The sequence below is a fragment of the Planococcus notacanthi genome (assembly GCF_030407825.1).
GTDB classification, from domain to species: Bacteria; Bacillota; Bacilli; order Bacillales_A; family Planococcaceae; genus Planococcus; species Planococcus notacanthi.
In genome coordinates this window covers 170,993-185,937 of sequence record NZ_JASDCQ010000001.1, presented here as the reverse complement: position 1 = coordinate 185,937, position 14,945 = coordinate 170,993, and the positions used below count along the sequence as shown (strand labels likewise).

At 42.2% G+C, this 14,945-nt stretch carries 10 protein-coding genes; 3 read left to right on the top strand and 7 right to left on the bottom strand.

Annotated features, from left to right (window positions below; all coding sequences use genetic code 11):
• Positions 1–28: 28 nt before the first annotated feature.
• The gene (locus QMA01_RS00770) at positions 29–586 is read right to left on the bottom strand and encodes a DUF4126 domain-containing protein (protein ID WP_290214107.1); all 558 of its coding nucleotides are present in this window, start codon (positions 584–586) and stop codon (positions 29–31) included.
• Positions 587–707: 121 nt separating this feature from the next.
• Positions 708–1,592 (bottom strand): UTP--glucose-1-phosphate uridylyltransferase GalU, encoded by an 885-nt coding sequence (gene galU, locus QMA01_RS00765; protein ID WP_290214106.1) that lies wholly within the window; start codon positions 1,590–1,592, stop codon positions 708–710.
• Between the two features lie 242 nt (positions 1,593–1,834).
• On the opposite strand from galU, the gene QMA01_RS00760 reads away from it, so the two are divergent.
• Together QMA01_RS00760 and QMA01_RS00755 are read left to right on the top strand one after the other, a co-directional pair.
• The gene (locus tag QMA01_RS00760) at positions 1,835–3,022 is read left to right on the top strand and encodes a processed acidic surface protein (RefSeq protein ID WP_290214105.1); all 1,188 of its coding nucleotides are present in this window, start codon (positions 1,835–1,837) and stop codon (positions 3,020–3,022) included.
• The gene (locus QMA01_RS00755) at positions 3,022–3,699 is read left to right on the top strand and encodes a class D sortase (protein WP_301611059.1); all 678 of its coding nucleotides are present in this window, start codon (positions 3,022–3,024) and stop codon (positions 3,697–3,699) included. Before QMA01_RS00760 ends, QMA01_RS00755 begins: the two co-directional genes overlap by 1 nt.
• 88 nt (positions 3,700–3,787) lie before the next feature.
• Here the strand turns inward: QMA01_RS00755 and QMA01_RS00750 are convergent, their stop codons facing one another.
• Positions 3,788–6,460 (bottom strand): CDP-glycerol glycerophosphotransferase family protein, encoded by a 2,673-nt coding sequence (locus QMA01_RS00750; protein WP_290214104.1) that lies wholly within the window; start codon positions 6,458–6,460, stop codon positions 3,788–3,790.
• Between the two features lie 200 nt (positions 6,461–6,660).
• Between QMA01_RS00750 and QMA01_RS00745 the strand changes: the two genes are divergently transcribed.
• A complete protein-coding gene (locus QMA01_RS00745) occupies positions 6,661–7,761 on the top strand; it encodes an acyltransferase family protein (RefSeq protein ID WP_290214103.1) in 1,101 nt (366 codons plus the stop codon).
• 110 nt (positions 7,762–7,871) lie between these two features.
• Here QMA01_RS00745 and QMA01_RS00740 read toward each other — a convergent pair whose 3' ends face one another.
• From QMA01_RS00740 to QMA01_RS00725, 4 genes are read right to left on the bottom strand one after another with little or no spacing between them, the layout of a single operon-like run.
• On the bottom strand, positions 7,872–9,419 hold the full coding sequence (locus QMA01_RS00740) for a glycosyltransferase family 2 protein (RefSeq protein ID WP_290214102.1): 1,548 nt from the start codon (positions 9,417–9,419) through the stop codon (positions 7,872–7,874).
• Positions 9,420–9,432: 13 nt separating this feature from the next.
• Complete coding sequence (locus tag QMA01_RS00735) at positions 9,433–12,105, bottom strand: bifunctional glycosyltransferase/CDP-glycerol:glycerophosphate glycerophosphotransferase (RefSeq protein ID WP_290214101.1); 2,673 nt, start codon at positions 12,103–12,105, stop codon at positions 9,433–9,435.
• Positions 12,095–13,270 (bottom strand): glycosyltransferase, encoded by a 1,176-nt coding sequence (locus tag QMA01_RS00730; protein ID WP_290214100.1) that lies wholly within the window; start codon positions 13,268–13,270, stop codon positions 12,095–12,097. The genes QMA01_RS00735 and QMA01_RS00730 overlap by 11 nt, the downstream gene beginning before the upstream one ends.
• A 22-nt stretch (positions 13,271–13,292) precedes the next feature.
• Positions 13,293–14,924: an ABC transporter ATP-binding protein gene (locus QMA01_RS00725; protein WP_290214099.1), complete on the bottom strand. Its 1,632-nt coding sequence runs from the start codon at positions 14,922–14,924 to the stop codon at positions 13,293–13,295.
• Positions 14,925–14,945: the final 21 nt, after the last annotated feature.

Here is a 14,945-nt window from a genome sequence, read left to right as displayed (position 1 = left end):
GAGCCGGAAGATAGATTCCAGCTCCTTTTCATATAGCTTTCGGCTTATAAAGAAAACGACGATACAACTTATAGATCATGAACGCCATAGCAATCAGGAAGAAGACTGCCAGAATCGGCGCTATGAATATCAGAATCGGCGCCATTGTAGCCGTAGCATCTTCTGCCAAGGAAACAGCCGGACTCATCAAAGCCGTTTCACTGACTCCTTTAACGGCTGTAATGGTTGCATGGGAGGCAGTGGCTGCGCCCCCACCACCGATGATTGCGATGCTCCATTCCAAAAAGGGGCTCATGTCTCCAATAAACGACGCCGTCAGCAGAATGCCCGCCAATGCAGCGATCGGTGTGGAAATCATTTTCATAAACGAGCCCACAGCCGGAATATAATTGACTGCCACTTCAAAAAGGGTCGCTACCCCAAAAGCGATAATTGCGGGAGTGCTGCCGATCCAGCTGAACCCTTCTGAAAGTGTCAGCCAATCTACATGCACGAATATACCTGTGATCAACAAAGGAGTAAAGATTCTAAACCCCACAGTTGCACTTAATGCCAAACCTATGCATATTGCAAGAATGGTTTCCATGGCCGTGACCTCCATCGTCTTCATTTTCTTTTCAGTATACAGGAGCTTGAGGCTCTCCGATACCGAATGGATAAACCAAAGGAATCTCAATCAAACCGATTCTCATCCCCCCTTGCCCTCTTCAAGGGTTTTGGCGTTCTTTTTCCTCACTTAAGATTTTCTTGAACAACTTCAGCAAAGGTTCTTTCAACTCTTCCCGTTTTAACGCAAAATCAATCGTGGTCTCAATAAAACCAAACTTCTCGCCGACGTCATATCTTCGCCCTTCAAACTCATAAGCATAGACCTTTTGGATTTTATTTAACTTTTGGATGGAGTCCGTGAGCTGTATCTCGCCTCCTGCTCCTAATTGATGCTCGCCCAAAAACCCGAAGATTTCAGGAGTCAGAATATAGCGGCCCATAATTGCGTAATTGGATGGTGCTGTTCCAAGTACCGGTTTTTCCACAAAGCTTCTGACTTTCATCAATTGGCCATCCATTGAAATCGGATCGATTATTCCATAACGATAAGTCTCTTCCAGCGGAACCTGTTGTACACCAATGATCGAGTTTCCGGTCTTTTCGAACTGTTTCATCAGTTGAGCCAGGCACGGCTCTTCATTTTCTACAATATCATCCCCTAATAACACGGCGAATGCTTCATTCCCAATAAAATTACGGGCTGACCAAATGGCATGCCCCAATCCAAGTGGCTGTTTTTGACGGATGTAGTGGATTTCCAATTTCGATGTTTGAAGAATCGCATCCAGCATATCCAATTTCCCTTTTTCCAGTAAATTGGCTTCCAGTTCAAAGGCGTGATCAAAATGGTCTTCAATCGCCCGCTTTCCTTTCCCAGTGACGATAATGATGCTGTCGATTCCTGAAGCCACGGCTTCTTCTACGATATATTGAATGGTCGGTTTGTCGACAATGGGCAGCATTTCTTTCGGCATGGCTTTTGTAGCGGGTAAGAAACGTGTTCCAAGACCGGCGGCTGGAATGATGGCTTTTCTGATGGACATCGGAAAGACCTCCTTTTCCCCATGGGTTCTATTTCTTTTTATCATAACATAATCGGAATTTTCAGAACCCAATAGTTTACATTCAGTATTCTCTTTAGACTGCTATAAAAATTAAATGTTCTTTAACAATATCTTTTCTTTTTTAAATTCCATATTTATAATTCAATATACCTATATTAATCATTCTGATCTGTGACTATAATATTCTAGATATTCCATTTATTATACACAGGGGGAAGAAAATGAAGCGTTTAGTAGTTTTTTTAGTAGGTTTAGGGTTTCTTTTTAGCAGCATGCCTTTATCAGCCTTTGCAATCAAGGCGGATGATACCAAGTTTGATCAATTTTTAGTTGAAATCAATTGGGAAAAGAAAGCCTATGTTGATTACCTTGAGGGCAAAGGGTGGTCATTGGATGAATTTGATACAGTAGATGAACTGGGAACACCGTTGACTGAAGAAGGCATCCAGACGTTATTGCCTAGACTCGAAATGACGCGCACCGAATTGAACGAAGTGCTTTATGAATTTGGCGACATTGAATACGGAGAAGATGTGCTTGACGGAACTCTTTTGATTTTCATCGAAGATCTTGAGTACTATGTTGAATTTTATTTGAAGGATGAATTGGGAACACCCATCACTCCTACAAACCTTCAGGAACTGATGACAGAATACGGATTCACATCAGAAAAAGCATTGGAAGAGTACTTGGATGGATACTCTGATTCCATTAAAAACTATGAATTTATCGAAGATCTAGAGGAGTCGCTTATTTATTATCAAGAACTGGATGAATACGATTTGGAACTTGATGGGCTTTTCACTGAGCTTGGATTGACGGAAGAAGAATTGGAAAGATTAATCGCTCACATGGAAACATTGGATTATCAAAATCCAGCTTTCGAAGAAAAGTTGACCCAACTGAGTGATCGCATGATGGCAATCGGGGAATTTGAAACTGCGGATGAATTAACTGCAGAACAAATCGCTGAGCTTATGGACATTTATAATGACATGATCGAGCTTTTCGAATTGAAAACAGCTTACTTTTTTGTGAAAGATGGACAGAAAACTTCAGTATCTTTATCAACGCTTATGACGCTTGAATCAACTGAAGGCGCTGACCTGTTAATCGAAATCTATAATTTGAAAGATGTATTTTTAGCCGATATTTTATTGACAGCTGAAATGTTCGGTTCTGAAATAATTGTGGAGACAGGAACAGAACTGGGGATAGTGGAAACAATCATTTCAACACCGCCCGCGGTTCAAAAACCTGCTGTTGTTGCACCCACAACTACTCAAACGGTAAAAGGCGGCAAACTGCCTGCTACATCCACTGATTTTGCAGTCAATGCATTGATTGGCCTGGCTTTAATTTCCGCAGGGATTGTTTTATTCCGCCGCTTTAGAACTGAAGGGATTTAATGATGAAAGGCAGAACTGAAAAAAGAAGAAGCAAGAAACCGCTTCTTCTTTCTCTATCCATCATTCTGATTGTTCTCGGTTTGTGGTTCAGCACCACAAATGCCGCTACTTTCGCCAAAGGCTATATGCTTTATAAAACAGGGAACGTTGAAGCAAAAAACTTCAGCAACAAACCGCAGCCACTCGAAATGGCAGAAGCTCCGATTGAAAAAGAAGATGAAACTGAAGAACCTGTTGAAGAACCAGTAAGGGACTCCATTTATCCGGAAACTCCTGAAATCGGCGACCTTATGGGTGAACTGATCATTCCGAAATTGGAAGCTTCCTTGCCGATTATCCACGGCACAAATGAAGACGAATTGGAAAAAGGCGTTGGCCATTTTGCTGAAAGCGTCATGCCTGGGGAAAATGACAATTCCGTCCTATCCGGACATCGGGACACGGTCTTCCGTGAACTTGGTGAAGTCGGCAAAGGGGATTTGCTGATTGTCAAAACCTTCTCCGGAACTTTTACTTACAAAGTACGCCAAGTCCGGATTGTAGACGAAGACGACCGGACCGTCATTGTTCCGAAGCCTAAAGCTGTTTTGACGGTTTCGACCTGTTACCCATTCGATTATGTGGGATATGCACCGGAACGCTATATCCTGGTTGCTGATTTGGTTTCCAGTGAATAGATGATATTAAAAAGAGCAGTGAGATTTACTTCACTGCTCTTTTTGTATGGTTTTGACACTATAGATTGAATGGTGTTCACTCCATCCATTATACTTTCGCGGCCTTTTTGTTTTCTATCAGCTGTTGAACTTCCTCATAAATACGTTGGCTGTTGTGCTGATCCTGGTGTTTGATAATGCCAGTTATTTCGTATTCGAAATTAGCAAAATGGCTCTTGATTCTATCCTCAATAATTGTCACCAGCTCTTCCTCGTAGGTACCGATTCCACCGATAAAGGTTTCTTCGACAGGACGTAAAATACCTTTACGGAAAAAGCGTTCTACATCGAAATGGTAATAAACAACCGGTTTATTGAGCAGCGTAAAATCAAAGCTCACACTACTGTAATCGGTAATCAGAAGTGCATGATCAATCAGTAACTGCTGCACTGTCTGCGATCCGAGCGGTATAAATTTAATGCGTTCATGCATATTTTCAATTTCACTTTGGAAATAATCCTGAGCTCGATAATGCGGATAAAAGTTGATATTGACATTACATTCTTCAAGCAATTGAAGTAATTTTTCGTTTTGTATCAAATTGGAATAGGCAAGGAAATATTCACTTTTCAAGAATTGTTCGTCTGTATTGATCCAATCACGCCAAGTTGGCATTAATAAGATATCCTTTGGCGGATTCACTTGAACCAAGTTATCAAAACGGGCCAGTCCTGTGGCAGCGACTTCATGATCGTCGTAACCCATTTCATCCATTACAATGACTTTCTTTTCAGGATCTGAACTGACAATAAACAAATCAAATGGCATATCGTAATTCTTTTTATGGTACTCTACATTCTTGCGGCCTAATACCCCATGTTGAAGGAAAATTTTAATCGTTTCTTCGTATCCAAAAAAACCTTTGGCTGGCTTATAAGGAAGTATATTTTCCAAGTCATGGGTACCCAATAAAACTTTAGCTTTAAATGCGACTTCAAAATGCTTTTCCGATCCAAAAATCAAAACGTTCGGCATATGTTTGATAGGTTCATAGTCTGAACTGTCTTCTTCGATCACATAATAGGCTTCGATTGCTGTGTTTTTCTGCAGCCATTTAAAAAAGACGATTCCATTATCCTGTGCCGTATTCGTCCGCTCACCCATCAACCAGACGTTATCATCTTTCGTTGTAACATCTTCGGGAACTTTAATGTGATGTCTGATGGCAAACGACTCCACCTTCACATTATTAAAAGGAGTAGTTGTAATCATAAAATGATGTTCATTGTTTTCCGCGTCATACTGAATTTTGTGGCTGTAATAATTGTCTTTTTTATAATTTGCTTTGCTGTAGCGGATTTTTTCTTTTCGAATGATTTCGCCTGCACTGTTTTCAATAACGACGAAGAGGTCAAGAACTGTTTTGTCTTTACTCTTGATTCCTATTAAATCCAAACCATTCAAATCAACTGTAAATTCGCCGGTAATAGGAACTTGAAGCGAGTCTTGGGACAAACGGTCTTCAATCATCAAATAAGCTTTAGAGCCGATAAACTCTTCAATTGAGCCGATAACTCCTTCTAATTGAAAATCTTCTACCTCTCGAATCGCCTTCTTCAATTTAGCTTGTTTCATTGCCAATCCCAAGGATAAATCTTTACGGCGATAGAACCTTAATTTTACAAACTGTGAATTTGATATGACTTTAAAATGTGTAGTGGTATTTTGCAGAAGTTCTTTGTCCAGTATAAATCTATAAACTTTCGGTTCTTCACTGTGTTCTACAAGAAAGAATCGTTTTGCAAAAAGAGTCTCTAGTAACTCTTTCATCGGAAGACGGGTTTCAAGACTCCCCTCTCGACTATTCAGGGGATAAGATCTAACCAAGCCACTCTTCGGATCATCCACTTGCAAAGAGTAATTTAAGTTAGTGGGTCCACCAGGAAGAGAAAATGAGATCAGGTAATCGTAATTTTGCTTTTCCACAATTGAAAGAGACTCAATCTCGACAGAATGCGGAATCATTTCTAAATAAAATGCAGATTTCCGATTGAGAATCTGAAGTTCATGATGGTACGAACTGAATTTCTTATCGAACGATTTCAATAAGTTTATCGGGTACAGCTTGTTGTCAATCTGCACAAACATACGCCATAAACCGGCAGCCATTTCTGAAAACCCACTGAAGACGACGATGTTCTTTTCATCACTTCTCATGCCTGTCAACATCCGGAATTGAGAGTTGTTAAAAGCATAGAGTTCAACCGCTCGTGAATCATCTTCTAAGAGATTTGGCAAGTTCATAGACATAGTCAGAAGATCATAGTGTACAGATTCGACTTCAGCACTCACCGCCTCTTCCATAAAATAAAAATCAGCAAACCGGTTAGTGATAATGACATTTCTTTTTACTTTGGTTGATAGAAACCTATTGCCAATCAATAAAGACTCTTGAAAGTCGCCCGCTTTGTACATTTCGTGCTCTGTGATCCAGATCTTTTTATTATTGATCATCAATTGGACACGCGAACTGGATGTGACCAAAGAAAGCAAGTGCTCTGGTATAGTAACGATCAAGTAGTTATTAGGCTGCAACTCATAAGCTAATGGATGAACATCCTCATTTATCAGAAATTCTGCCTTAACCTGCTTCTTTAATGCGAAAAAATTCGATAATTTGAATTTAAAAAGCAGGTTCTTATTTTCAAAATAGTACTTTTCAATTTCGACTCTTTTTACCAACATTTTCTTTAACTTAGTTGAAAACTTTTTTAATATCATAATGATTAATCTCCCGGCCAATTTAATTATTGCAATACCTAATATTATCACCCTTCTAATTTCTGTCAATTAGGATGGGGTAGACAGTCATAAAGAACTTATCTATACTATAATAATGTATTCAAGTAGATTAAATACTTGTTATAAAAACGAAATTAACTTATTACTTTTAGCATAGGTTTTTTTATTGGAGAAATACAGTGAAAAATTTAAATGAAATCAATATTATTAGAGCCATCATGTGTCTTGCAATTGTTGTAACACATTCCATTTCAAACTACTTAAGGAATATTGAAGTCGACCAAGCTGCCTACGACCAGTATATTCTTTGGATACGTTTCGCGTTGCTTTGTTCAACACCCATATTCATTCTATTATCCGAAACTTTGATATCCAAAAATTATCCGAATGGATTAAAAAAAGGATTCTTTTTGAAGCGGGTAAAGTACATCTTGTTGCCATACATATTTGTCGGGCTAATTGTCAGTTACAGAAGCTCTGATAAAGACTTGCTTTCATTCATGGAAGTTGCATTCCAAAAAATTGTTTTGGGCCAATGGTACGGGTTCTTCGTTATAGTAATTTTCCAATTTTATATCCTTCATTGGCTGATCGGAAAATATTTGGCCCGCGTCAATCCAATTGGACCGATCCTCATTTCATTTGCCATCTCTTTTGCACACGTATATTGTTATGTGCACATTGATGCATATCAAAATTTCATCTTGACTGATTATCCACTTTGGTACAAAACCCATATCTTTATGTGGCTGTTCTATTTTATTGTCGCATTTTATATTGGCCAATACTATGAACAACTTATCACATTTTTAACTCAAAAATTATGGGTACCTATCTTGCTGACGATCAGCAGTTTTGGAATAATCATGTACAATTACACCGAAATGGATTATACACGAATTTCGAGTGAGCGATACGATATGCTTTTGTATTCAGTCAGCGTCTTCTTTCTTTTAGTGGCGTTGATCCGAAAATTCAACTTTGATAACCAAACATTGGTAATGATCAGCAATTTTTCGTTCTTCATCTATTTAACACATATGATTTTTCTTCCCTATTTTGTGAAACTGTCGTTAACCTTTGGCGAAAACTTTTTCACTTATGTAGGCGTGATGGCATTTCTTACAATTTCGGCATGCATCGGCGTTGCCTTTATGCTTTACCAAAGCCGTCTTACCCGGTATTTTACCGGGAAAATAAAATATTTAGAACCAACTCCCGTAAACAGCAAAACTCCACCTGTTACTAGAGAAGCTTACAATGTAAATTACGATCGATAAGAGCCCCAGAAAAAATCGGTTCACTCAAATAAAAGCACTTCCTAAACTGAACGTCTCTTCGAATGTTGGCATTAACCAACAACGGAGAACAGTTCAACAGGAAGTGCTTTTTACCCTTTGCCCAAAGGCAGAATCTTTTTGACCAAAGACTTTAAGCGCTGTGGTTTTGATATGGTGGAACTTAAATTGCCGTAATTGGTCCGGTACAGGAATATTCTTTGCCGCCCTGCCTTTCGGGCTTCGCCTGGATCGGCTGCTGAATAGAGCCTGACCCGGGTCTTCGGGGACCGAGGAAAATCGTCTAACTTGAAATAGAAATCATAGGTGGTGTCTTTTCCAGCCTCAATCAGTGGAGAGGCGTCCAGATCTACAGTAAATGCTTGTTCTTCAAAAGGATACATGCTGCTTTCATTCGGCTGATCCAGTTTGAATTTGGCTACAGTCAAATCGCTGTCTCCTTTTCGGTCTCTGGCATATAAGCTTCCTGTAAGCGGACGGGATGCCTTGGGTATCCATACCTTGCCGGAAAGCTGCCAATCACCATTCCGCATTTCAACGTGTTCCACAATCACCTTTGGTTTATTGAATTTCGTGACTTCATATTCCTCTTCGGCTCCCTCAAAGACAAAGCGGCTGTGTTCCTGCCTGACAACCGGTGACTTCTCTGTATCCGTCAGCAGTTGTGACAGTCCCATCAAATCCTCTTCTTTTTCTGCCATCATCAATTGATACAACAGCTTTTCCTTATCCGGAAGTTTGTAGGAAATACCGGCTGGGATGCCTTTCAAGTAGGAGTACACCAACTCCTTCCACCGTACCTTTTCCTCTTCTGAAATCAATGCATACTTCAAAACATGGAGCCGGATGACATCCAGCAAGCTTTTCAGATCGTGCTCATCGATGATTTGCTGCGGCCTGTTTGTCTGGATCAGCCACTTCCGATTTTCTTCGAGGGCCTCCAGCCGGTGTGCTGTATTCTCCAGCTTCATCTGCTGCTGAGTGATCGAGGGCATAAATTCTTCTTCCCGGACGCGCCATTGATAGACCACTTCATCCAGAACCTGAATTTTTTTTGCCAGTACGGCCGATTTCAATGTCAACGATAAATCTTCATAGTATTTCCCTTCAGTGAAAGCCAACTGATGCTCCGTAAACAATTCTTTTTTCCATAGTTTATTGCAGGCAATGCTGTCCTGCATAAGCTCTGGACTTTCCCGCAGTGTCGTCACTGCCTTTTCCTTATACAAGCCAAATTCCACATGGCGGGGAGGTGCATACTGACGCTCTTTGTCGAAACGGATCACCTTGCCCACCACATAATCCGCATCGCTTTTTTCTGCCGCTTCCACCAATGAGCTGATTGCTTTCGGTGGAAGGATATCATCCGAATCCAAGAAGAATACGTAGCTGCCTTGAGATAAGGAAATACCCCGGTTGCGGGTATGCCCCAATCCATGATTTTCTTGTGAATACACCTTGAAGCGCTGATCGGTTCGGGCATAGCGCTGAAGCATTTCTTCACTCGCATCGGTTGAACCGTCGTTGATGGCCACGACCTCTAAATTCCTATAAGTTTGCATGGCAACTGATTCGAGACAAGCTTCCAAATACGGAATTGCGTTATAGACAGGAATAACGACAGAAACAAGAATTGCCATACACTTTCCCCCTTTATTTTCGGCCGAAAACTGTTTCGATCACTTTAGCGGAAGCTTTGCCGTCTTCCAAGCTTCCAAACTCTTCGACAAACCGCTCCAAACTGTCTTCATACCCCGCAAGCTTCTCAGGTTGATTGATATATTCAATCAGCTCTTCTATGGTTTCACAGACCGGGCCAGGCGCTTTTTCGGCAAACTCAAAATACATGCCGCGCCGAGTAACGTATTCATCCAGATCGTAGCAGTACAACAAAATTGGCCGTTTGAGCAGCGCATAGTCGAACATGACCGATGAGTAATCGGTAATCAGCATATCCGAAAGCAGGTACAACTCTTGAATGTCCTGGTAATTGGATGCATCGACAATGTTCGGCGGCAATTCGAATTGGGAAATCTTATCCGACAGCAGATAGTGGAGCCTTAGGACAAACACTGTGTTGTCGTCGACTTCTTTGCTTAAGTATTGGACATCATCCAACACCCGTTGGAACGAATTCGGATCCCAATCCCTGAATGTCGGGGCAAAAAGAATAATCTGTTTGCCAGAAGGAATGCCCAGTTGCATGCGCGCTTTTTCTTTTATTTCTGGTGGCCGGCGAATCAGCAAATCGTTCCTTGGATAGCCCGTCTCCAAAATTTCTCCACCATACCTGAAGCCTCTTTTCAGCACTTTACTGGTATACCGGTTAGGTGACACCAGATAATCCCATGCATCGGTCTGTTTTTTCAATCGGGCCAATTCTTCATTGGACGGCAATTTCTTTTGGTCATAGCCCATCCGTTTCAGCGGCGTGCCGTGCCAGGTCTGGATATAGACCTGCTCTTCTTTCTTATCTGCCAGATGCGCCAGCCCTTGATTGTCCACCCAGAATTTTGCGCGGTTCAGGTAATAAAGGTGCTTCAGGCTGTTTCTCTTCACTTTTACTGCTGGCCCTGGCACTTCCACTGTTTCCGGATCCTGAAACGACCAGATATATTTATACTTTCTTCCCGATTCCAGCAACTCCTCATACAGATACTTAGGGCTGTCGCTGTATTGCTTGCCCATATGGCTTTCAAACAAAACCCAATTTGAACGGACCGGCAATCGTGGAATCCAGCGTTTGGCCCATTTCTGGAAAGCCGATTCGGCATTCCCGGACTTCTTGGCGGATTGGGCTGTTCTTCTCTGCTTAAGCTTCCATTTGACCTGGTCCACTCCTTTCACCGGCTGAACCCGGATTGAAAAGGAGTTCTTTTGGTTAATATAGATGCTTTTTGACAGGTCCCCTTTCCTGACTTCAATGTTCGGCAAATCAGCAATTTCCGATTTTTTCACCAACACCCTATGAAGGTTGCCCATGTGGTTAACAACTAAAGAAAGGTAGTAATTGCCTTCTGCCATATTTTTCACATGGAAAGTGATGGTGCCCTCATCGGATTTTTCCGATACTAAAGTGGCGCCTGTCTGCCGGTTCCGAAGCACCCAGAAGGATGTGATTTCATCACTGTCGATCGAATTGACATTTACCATCGCGTGAAATGAAAATCGTTCTTCATCGAATTGAATATCAGAAATGCGATAGGCAATTTCCGGTTGCTGCAACTTCAGGAATTTTTCGTGATTCCGCACACCTTTCGACGCCTTAAAATAATACTGGCTGCCGATTGCATAAATCCGGTTGGCAGCTGTTGCGACGCCATTGATATAAGCAATGTAATCATCAAATCCCGCACGGTCTCCGATATACAATAGGTAATAGAGAATCCGGTCTTTTTCCGCTAAATTCAGAAAAGCATATTCATCCATCGTTTCATGCAGGTAATCATAAATCAGCGCATGGAATTTGTCTTTATACTCCTCATCGAAAAGAAGGTAGTCGTTCGTATAGAGCTTCAGATCGTGGCGGAGAAACTTATTGTTTTTCTCTTTCTGGTAAAGCATCGCACCGCTTTCTCTTAGAAATTGATCGAAGTACCGATGCGCAACTATACGGTTCTCGAAGTTTTCAAATTCAAAGCGCCGGTTGGTGATGGATTTGACGTCGCTGTTTTCCACCACTCGCCAATAATAGACCGGTTCGGGAATGATGCTGAAAGACTCTGCAAGAAAATAGGCTTTGCCGGTAAAGACAATGTCCTCATAGTGGATGCCTTCCGGAAACCTCAAGTGATGGGCATCCAGAAACGAACGCTTATAGATTTTATTGACAGACAGGCTGTCGAACAACATCCCCATGAATTCACGGATATTCAAATTGATGCGTTCCGTTGAATACAATTGCTTGTGGTACCAGATTTCATAATTATTCGTGCGGATTACTTGTCCAGCCACGAAATCTGAATCGGTCCGTTCGATTGCTTCGACCATTTTTTCACAGGCTGTTACGGTGTACCAGTCGTCCCCGTCCAAAAACATCAAGTACTCACCTGTTGAGTTGGCAATGCCTGTATTTCTTGGTGTGCTGCAGCCTCCGCTGTTTTCGGGCAGGTGGATGGCTTTAAAGTTGGGTTTGCCTTCTACGAAACGATCGATCAGTTCCCCTGTCCGGTCGCTTGAAAAATCGTTGACCACCACCACTTCAAAGTCCTTATAGCTCTGTTCCTGCAAGGACTGCAAGGCTTCTTCGATATACAGTTCATTATTGAAAGCAATCACGACGACAGAAAGCTTCGGCCGTGTTGTCATTTGGTGATCATTGACCATTTCCCCGGCCTCCCAACTCGTCAAAAAGTTCATACCATTGCTGCTTGATGACTTGCTTGTCAAACTTCCGGCTGTTTTCATAAGCACTCCGGCTGTAGGCATAAAACAGTTCCGGATTCTCGGCAAGGCGCTTGATATGACGACCCAGTACATGGACATCTCCCACTGGCGCAATCAAGCTGTCTTCATACTCGTTTAAAATTTCACGGATGCCAGGCGCGCAATCTGTAGAGATGCATGGCAATGCACAGGACTGTGCTTCAATCAACGACATGGGCAGCCCTTCCGCTTTTGATGACAATACGAAGAAACTAGCTTCTCTTAAAGAAGTTTCGATGTCTTCGGTCTGGCCTTCCAAAAAGACCCGATCTTCCAGCTCAAATATACGGATGAGGTTTTTCAAGGATTCTTCGGCAGGTCCTTCCCCGTATATATGCAATGTCCAATCAGGAATTACATCCGCTACGCCGGCAAACGATTCGATCAATACATCAAATCCTTTGCCAGCGACAAGCCTTCCTGAAGAAACGATCTTTTTATGCTGATACAAAATTTCAGGGGAGGTGAACTGGCGGAACGGAGAGGGGTTGTACATCACTCCAGTATTCGTGAAACCTGCTTCTTCAAAATGATCGGCATCTTTTTGTGTCAATAATAGGAATTTAGATACTTGGCGGTAATACGTCAAAATCCGTTTGTAGCGTTGTGAGCTTTTTGCTGCCGCCACACTTTCATGGCTTTGGCCAATTACTTTGATGTTTTGTTTGTAGAGCACCGGCTGCAGCCACTGCATACCATATACTTGAATGGCGATGACGAATACCTCTTCTTCACCAAAAGCCTCAAAAAACGTCTTCACTTCATTCCTTTGCTTTTGAAGCCGGTAACGCCGCTTCAATTCTTTTGATAATTTAACGAACCGCCGCTGTTTCAAGTTCGAGGAAAGCTCGATTGCCGCCGGCGGACGGTAGTTGTCTTTATGGATTATGGTGACAGGAACTTCTTCTGAAAAATAGCTTGGCGCATTTTTCTGTTGGTTGACACTCAGGATGGAAACATGATGCCCATCCGCTATAAATTCCTTCGTCAAAATAGAAGCCACGCGTTGAGCGCCGCCGTGATCATTGAATTCATTGATTAAAAAAACGATATTTCTACGTTCCATATGATTACTCCTTGTGAATAGATTAACGTTCGGCAGAGACACCGTTTGCCGGTTTCTTTTCAAGCCGCAAGTATTTGCTCGCGGTTTGGACTTCTACTGTATAGGACTCAACTGCAGTTGGTCCAACCGGATATTCCTGCCTTTTGGATGCCCAGACCAGATTCAACAGATCATGATGCGGATGATTCGCCATTTTATAGCTTAAATGGCTTTCATATTTGCCCGCCTTCAAGTCTGCAAGGTCGATGGCGATTTCGAATTGGGAATAATTATAGACTTTCCCTTGTGGATTGTAAGATGGATTTTCTGTAATTTCTTCCGTTTCACTGATGCTGACGGAAAATGCAGACCGCTCAAAGCTGGACAGTTCCGTCAAATAAAAATCCATCGAGACAGCATCTGCGGACCTGGTTTCATAGCCCCTTACGAAAGCCACACCTTCAATATGGAGCACTTCGCCTTCCACCCACATTCGGTTGACCTGTTGCTCAACTTTCATAAGGTTTTCGATGGCCAATTCCAGGCTATTTTGTTGAACAGCGAACTCATAGGAGAATCGGCCAGTACCGTTTGTCGGCTGTTCATTAAGAACAGCCTTTCCTCCCCAAATGGAGAACTCCACCACTTTTTCATCCGGCCGTTCTTCACGGAGCCAAAAACTGTATTTGCCCGGCTTAAAAAACAATGGAAATTCTTGATCCGTAAAGCTGACCATGAATTCTTTGCCTGCAGGCTGCAGTTTTTTTGCAGCCGTTTCTCCTGTGCGGTCATCCCGAACAACTAACTGGAAATGCTCTTGGGCATCAAGTCCTTGCCGATTCCGTACGTAGCCTTTCAATTGGATGCTGAAGCCATCTGTTGTTGTTCCGTAGGTACATTGTTCAATCGCATGTTCATACTGTATTTCCGCTTGAATGGCTTCAATGGCCTTCAGGCCGCCCATGAACTCTGCGTACATGGAACCGACAAACTTGGAGTCGCCGTATGTAATAAGTTCTCCTTGGTGAATCCACGCTGCTTTTGAACAAAATGATTCGACCGCGCGATTATCATGGCTGACAAAGATGATGGTTTTCCCCTGAAGCTTGAAATCATTCATTTTATTCATGCATTTTCTTTGAAATGCTGAATCTCCCACGGCCAATGCTTCATCGACAATCAGAATATCCGGATCAACATTTACTGAAATGGCAAAGCCTAGTTTGGCCTTCATTCCTGAAGAATAATTTTTGACAGGCTGGCCGATAAATTCACCAAGCTCTGAGAACTCGATGATGTCATCGATTTTCGCCAGCATTTCCTGCCTTGTGTATCCCAGCAATGTGCCTTTCATAAAAATGTTATCGTAGCCGCTCAATTCCGAATCGATTCCTGAACTGACATCCAAAAATACGATGGAGCCATGTACATTCACTTGGCCTGAAGTCGGCTCGGTTATGCCTGTGATGATTTTCAACAAAGTCGATTTGCCGGAACCGTTCTTGCCGAGTATCCCAATAGACTCCCCTTTCGGGAAATCGAGCGATACGCCAAGAAGCGCATAAAAATCCTTGTGCAGCTTTTTGCGTGTCACCACTTCTTTGATAGGCCCCCAAGGATCCTTGTAGAGACTGTATTTTTTTGTGAGTTCTTTGACGCTGACTGCTACATCCATCACGATCCGCCTTTCAGGAAT

Coding starts and splice junctions, on each gene's coding strand:
- QMA01_RS00770 (WP_290214107.1), bottom strand. CDS start 586: ATGGAAACCATTCTTGCAATATGCATAGGTTTGGCATTAAGTGCAACT.
- galU (WP_290214106.1), bottom strand. CDS start 1,592: ATGTCCATCAGAAAAGCCATCATTCCAGCCGCCGGTCTTGGAACACGT.
- QMA01_RS00760 (WP_290214105.1), top strand. CDS start 1,835: ATGAAGCGTTTAGTAGTTTTTTTAGTAGGTTTAGGGTTTCTTTTTAGC.
- QMA01_RS00755 (WP_301611059.1), top strand. CDS start 3,022: ATGATGAAAGGCAGAACTGAAAAAAGAAGAAGCAAGAAACCGCTTCTT.
- QMA01_RS00750 (WP_290214104.1), bottom strand. CDS start 6,460: ATGATATTAAAAAAGTTTTCAACTAAGTTAAAGAAAATGTTGGTAAAA.
- QMA01_RS00740 (WP_290214102.1), bottom strand. CDS start 9,419: ATGGCAATTCTTGTTTCTGTCGTTATTCCTGTCTATAACGCAATTCCG.
- QMA01_RS00735 (WP_290214101.1), bottom strand. CDS start 12,105: ATGGTCAATGATCACCAAATGACAACACGGCCGAAGCTTTCTGTCGTC.
- QMA01_RS00730 (WP_290214100.1), bottom strand. CDS start 13,270: ATGGAACGTAGAAATATCGTTTTTTTAATCAATGAATTCAATGATCAC.
- QMA01_RS00725 (WP_290214099.1), bottom strand. CDS start 14,924: ATGGATGTAGCAGTCAGCGTCAAAGAACTCACAAAAAAATACAGTCTC.